General features: G+C 71.9%; 3 protein-coding genes and 2 pseudogenes. 2 read left to right on the top strand and 3 right to left on the bottom strand.

Annotated features, from left to right (window positions below; genetic code table 11):
- Positions 1 to 6: 6 nt before the first annotated feature.
- Both AC27KI_RS18285 and AC27KI_RS18280 read left to right on the top strand, forming a co-directional pair.
- Positions 7 to 1,734: pseudogene (locus tag AC27KI_RS18285) on the top strand (glycoside hydrolase family 94 protein); the annotation flags it as partial.
- A gap of 157 nt (positions 1,735 to 1,891) precedes the next feature.
- Positions 1,892 to 2,296 carry a hypothetical protein gene (locus AC27KI_RS18280; protein ID WP_284431424.1) on the top strand — a complete coding sequence of 135 codons (405 nt, stop codon included), beginning with the start codon at positions 1,892 to 1,894 and terminating at the stop codon, positions 2,294 to 2,296.
- Between the two features lie 65 nt (positions 2,297 to 2,361).
- Here the strand turns inward: AC27KI_RS18280 and AC27KI_RS18275 are convergent, their stop codons facing one another.
- The 3 genes and pseudogenes from AC27KI_RS18275 to AC27KI_RS18265 all read right to left on the bottom strand — a co-directional run.
- Entirely contained in the window at positions 2,362 to 3,504 is a 1,143-nt protein-coding gene (locus tag AC27KI_RS18275; RefSeq protein ID WP_317355925.1) for an acyltransferase family protein, read from the bottom strand.
- Between the two features lie 161 nt (positions 3,505 to 3,665).
- Complete coding sequence (locus AC27KI_RS18270) at positions 3,666 to 4,622, bottom strand: NAD(P)H-dependent flavin oxidoreductase (protein ID WP_487115128.1); 957 nt, start codon at positions 4,620 to 4,622, stop codon at positions 3,666 to 3,668.
- Between the two features lie 106 nt (positions 4,623 to 4,728).
- Positions 4,729 to 5,136, bottom strand: a pseudogene (locus AC27KI_RS18265) (acyl-CoA dehydrogenase C-terminal domain-containing protein); the annotation flags it as partial.

Here is a 5,136-nt window from a genome sequence, read left to right as displayed (position 1 = left end):
TGATGGGCGCCCGCCGCGCTCACAGGCCATGTGCCGCTGTCGGGCCGCACGGGCGCCGGGCTCGACCCGTGCGCGGCGCTGCAGTGCGTGGTCGAACTGGCCCCAGGGGCTTCGGTGGAGGTCGTGTCCCTGCTGGGGCAAGGCGACTCGCTGCAGGCCACGCAGGAGCTCATCGCCCGCTACCGCACCTGCGATCTCGATGCCGTGCTGGCGCAGGTGACCGCAGGCTGGCGGCAGACGCTGGGCGCGGTGCAGGTGCGCACGCCCGACCGGGCCATGGACATCCTGCTCAACGGCTGGCTGCTCTACCAGACCATCGCCTGCCGGCTCTGGGCCCGGGCGGCCTTCTACCAGGCCAGCGGCGCCTACGGATTCCGCGACCAGTTGCAGGACGGGATGGCGCTGCGCTTCACCCACCCGGAGCAGACCCGAGCGCACCTGCTGCGCGCCGCCGGCCGCCAGTTCCCGGAAGGCGACGTGCAGCACTGGTGGCTGCCACACTCCGGCCAGGGCGTGCGCACCCGCATCTCGGACGACCGCGCCTGGCTGGCCTATGCGGCGGCGGAGTACGTCGCCACCTCGGGCGATCGCGCCGTGCTGGACGAAGCCGTGCCCTTCCTCGAAGGCCCCGCATTGCAGCCCGGCGAACACGATGCGTTCTTCCAGCCCATGCCGTCCGGGCAGTCGGCCTCGCTGTTCGAGCACTGTGCCCGCGCGCTGGACCAGTGCATGGCGCTCACGGGCCGGCAGGGGCTGCCGCTCATCGGCACCGGCGACTGGAACGACGGCATGAACCGCGTGGGCGCCGAAGGGCAAGGCGAGAGCGTGTGGCTGGGCTGGCTGCTGATCCGCACCGTCGCCCTCTTCGCGCCGCTGGCCGAAGGCCGGGACGACGCCCGGGCCGCGCTCTGGCGCGCGCACGCGGAATCGGTGCGTGCCGCCATCGAGGCGGTGGCATGGGACGGCGCCTGGTACCGCCGCGCCACCTTCGACGACGGCACCTGGCTGGGCTCGCAGGACAGCGGGGAATGCCGCATCGACGCCATCGCCCAGGCCTGGGCCGTGCTGTCGGGGGCCGCCGACCCGGAAAGGGCCGCGCAGGCCATGGATTCGCTGGAGCGGCACCTGATCCGCCAGGACGACGGGCTCGCGCTGCTGCTGGCCCCCCCGTTCGACCAGATGCCGCGCGACCCGGGGTACATCAAGGGCTACCCGCCCGGCCTGCGCGAGAACGGCGGCCAGTACAGCCACGCCGCCATGTGGTCCATCCTCGCCTTCGCCCAGCAGGGCGATGGCGACCGGGCCGCCGCGCTGTTCCGGCTGGTGAACCCCATCCTGCACGCCAGCACGCCCGAGCAGGTCGCCCGCTACCGGGTCGAGCCCTACGTGGTCGCGGCCGACGTCTATGCCGTGCCCCCGCATGCCGGGCGCGGCGGCTGGACCTGGTACACCGGCTCGGCCGCCTGGATGTACCGCGCGGGCATCGAAGGCATCCTGGGGCTGCGCCGCGAAGGCACGGCGCTGCGGGTGCGGCCCTGCATTCCTGCGGACTGGCCGGGGTTCGAGGCGACGGTCACCATCGGCACCAGCCACTGCGCGATCCGCGTCGCCCGTGCCCCGGGTGCCGGCGGCCCGCCGCAGGCCTGGCTGGACGGTGTCTCCGTGCCCTGCGAAGACAGCGGCGTGCGCGTGCCGCTCGACGGTGGGGGGCATGATTTGCTGCTGACGCTCTGATCGCGGTGCGCCCCGTGCACCAAAGCCCGCCCATACTGTATTTAAATACAGACACTCAGTACACTCTGGCCCACCATGGATTTCGCTCTGTGGCACAGTCGGAGGGCACGCCTGCAGGCAACCCGCCCGGCACTGCGCAGTGAACGCCCCCCAACCCATGACCACCGCTTCTCCCCACGATCCGGAGCCCCCGCTTCCGCCCGACACCGCCCTGACGCAGGCGTCCGATCCCGCGTCCGCCGCGGCCCTGCAGCGCCGCGTCGAGTGCGCACCGGAATGGTTCTGCGCCTTCCTGGCGGGCAGCAACCGGGAGAAGAACCGCTTCCTCAAGGAACTGGCCACCATGAAGGGGTCGGTGACGTGGCTGGTCCAGCAGCGCCGCCAGGGGCTGTGGACGGCCGAGGAGCGAGACCGGCTGCGCAGCGTGATGCGCTCGGCCTCGTCGGTCAGCCCCTACCTGCTGGTGTGGGTGGTGCCCGGCTCCATGCTCATCCTGCCGTTCATGGCCTGGTTCATCGACTGGCGCCGCCGCGGGCGCGAGGTGGCGAAGGACCCCGCCTGAGCGTCATCCCGGCCTGGCATGGCGGGGCCCCGGGCCTCAGCACCTGGGCCCACCGCCGGGCCTGATCAGCCGAAGCGCCCGGCCGCGAACGCCACCACCACGCCGGTGCCCACGAGCCCGGCCTGCCAGCGCAGCGCCACCGTCCACGACGGCACGTGGCGCTCCACCCGCCAGTACAGCAGGCGCCCCGCGGCCAGCGACAGGCCGAACGCGGTGGCCATGCCCAGCAGGTTCATCGCGGCGGAGTCCGGCCAGGCCTGCTGGAACACGGCATTCACCAGCAGGCACACGGGAAAGTGCACGAGGAACACCGAATACGACATGCGCCCCAGCCGCTCCAGGGGATGGGGCACGGCACTGGGTGCCCCGGCAGGCCAGCGCGCCGACAGCCAGGGCTGCCCCCAGCGCAGCCACAGCACCAGCACCAGCGCGGCCACCCAGGCCACCGCGATGCGTTCGCGGAACTCCACCGCCAACGCCACCACCCCCAGCGCGGCGATGGCCAGCAGCCCCGCCCGCGCACGGGGCGCGCGCACGGTCCAGCACGCCAGCATGCCCAGGCCATACGAGCCGAAGAAATAGCAGGCCCACATGTCCAGGCCCGGCTCGCGGTTGAGCCACAGCAGGGACAGCGCCGTGCCGGCCAGCACCAGCGCCTTGCCCAGGCGCTCCGCCTGCGGCCGGCTCACCCCTGGCCAGCGGCGCACGGCCGAGAACAGCAGCGCCGCCAGCGCGAAGAGCTGGAAGTCGATGCCCACGTACCAGACCCCGGCGGACAGCGCCTCCTCGCCCACGATGTCCTGGATCATCAGCGCGTTGGCCACCAGCTGGGTGGGGCTGGGCTCGCCCGGCACCGAGGGGTGGTCCAGGAAGGGCCGCACCGCGGCGGAGGCCAGCACCGCCAGCACCAGGGCCACGGCGTAGGGCACGGCCAGCCGCACGAACCGCCGTCCGATCTGCTCGGAGGCGCTGTCGAAGCGCGCCGCGCCGGTGGGCGCCAGGCTGGCCGCGGCCAGGTAGCCGCCGAGGACCAGAAACACCTGCACGGCCATCCGCCCATGCTGGGACAGCCACGCCATCACCTGCGGCATCAGCGGCAGGGCCACATCGGACATGGGGCCGTAGAAAACCAGGTGGTGCGCGACGATGGTCGCGCAGGCCAGGCCCTTGACCGTGTCGATCAGGGAACTGCGGGAGGCGGAGGACATGCGGAAACCGGCGAGGGACGAACCATGGAACGGGCCGCGCGGCAAATTGCCCGCGGGCCCGCAAAAAAGCGCTCCCGGCACTGCCATGCGGCAGCGCCGGGGAGCGCGGGGGTCGAAAAGTATAGCGTCCCGGGCCGGGGCAGCCGGCCCGGCGGCGCGGCTCAGAGGACGGCCAGGCGGCCCCGCGCGGCCTGGTATTCGCGGCGCAGGCGGGCCACGAGGTCGGCCGCGCCGGTCACCTCGGTGATCGCGCCGATGCCCTGGCCGCAGCCCCAGATGTCCTTCCAGGCCTTCTTGGCATCGCCGCCGAAGTTCATCTTGCTTGGGTCGGACTCGGGCAGGTAGTCGGGGTCGAGCCCGGCCGCGCGCACCGAGGGCGCCAGGTAGTTGCCGTGCACGCCCGTGAACAGGTTGCTGTAGACGATGTCGTCGGAGTTGCCGTCCACGATGGCCTGCTTGTAGGCCTCCTGCGCCCGCGCTTCGTGCGTGGCGATGAAGGCCGAGCCGATGTAGGCGAAGTCGGCCCCCATGGCCTGCGCGGCCAGCACGGCGCCGCCCGAGGCGATCGCGCCGGACAGCGCCACGGGGCCGTCGAACCACTGGCGGATCTCCTGGATCAGCGCGAAGGGGCTCTTGACCCCCGCATGCCCGCCCGCGCCCGCGGCCACGGCGATGAGGCCGTCGGCGCCCTTCTCGATCGCCTTGTGCGCGAACTTGTTGTTGATGATGTCGTGCAGCACGATGCCGCCCCAGCCGTGCACGGCCTGGTTCACGTCCTCGCGCGCGCCCAGGCTGGTGATGACGATGGGCACCTTGTACTTGGCGCAGACCTGCATGTCGTGCTCCAGGCGGTCGTTGCTCTTGTGCACGATCTGGTTGATGGCGAACGGGGCCGACGGCCGGTCGGGGTGCGCCTTGTCATGCGCCGCCAGCGCCTCGGTGATCTCGGCCAGCCAGTCGTCCAGCTGCTCGGCCGGGCGGGCGTTGAGCGCGGGCATCGAGCCCACGATGCCCGCCTTGCACTGCGCGATCACCAGCTGGGGGTTGCTGATGATGAACAGCGGCGAACCGATGACGGGCAGCGAGAGTTTCTGAAGCGCCGGTGGCAACTGGGACATGGACGGTCTCCGGGGTTGGTATTAATGACGAAAAACGGCCCCAGCGCATATTGCTCTAGGGCATTCAGCTATCGATTCAATAGCAATCAAGGCAGCCAAAGCAGTGTCAGAACGCCTCGGGCGCCAGCGCGGTCACGCTGTCGGCACCTTCCACGATGGCATCGCGCAGGCCGCCGGCCTTGACCAGGATGTGGTCCGCGTAGAACTGCGCGGTGGCGATCTTGGCGCGCAGGAAGGCTTCGTCCTGTCCCTCCGGCAACAGCCGCTGCGCGGCCAGCAGCGCGCGGCCCATCTGCCAGCCCGCCACCAGGTTGCCGGCCAGCATCAGGTACGGCACGCTGCCCGCATAGGCGGCGTTGGGCTGGGCCTTGGCGCTGGCGGCGATGAAATCCACCACCTCCAGGAACGCCGCGCGGGCCTGGGACAGGCGCCGGGCCACGGCGCGGGCAGCGGGCGCGCCGCTGGCGTCGAGCTCGCCTCGGTCGCGCGATCTGCGCGGCGATGGCCTTGGCCG

The organism is Acidovorax sp. KPB24-03, from assembly GCF_057546605.1.
Note: the sequence above shows the minus strand (reverse complement) of the source record. Positions and strands in the feature narration are given on the sequence as shown.

Excerpts from the sequence above, each read along its gene's own strand:
- AC27KI_RS18280 (WP_284431424.1), top strand. The coding sequence starts at position 1,892 with ATGACCACCGCTTCTCCCCACGATCCGGAGCCCCCGCTTCCGCCCGAC.
- AC27KI_RS18275 (WP_317355925.1), bottom strand. The coding sequence starts at position 3,504 with ATGTCCTCCGCCTCCCGCAGTTCCCTGATCGACACGGTCAAGGGCCTG.
- AC27KI_RS18270 (WP_487115128.1), bottom strand. The coding sequence starts at position 4,622 with ATGTCCCAGTTGCCACCGGCGCTTCAGAAACTCTCGCTGCCCGTCATC.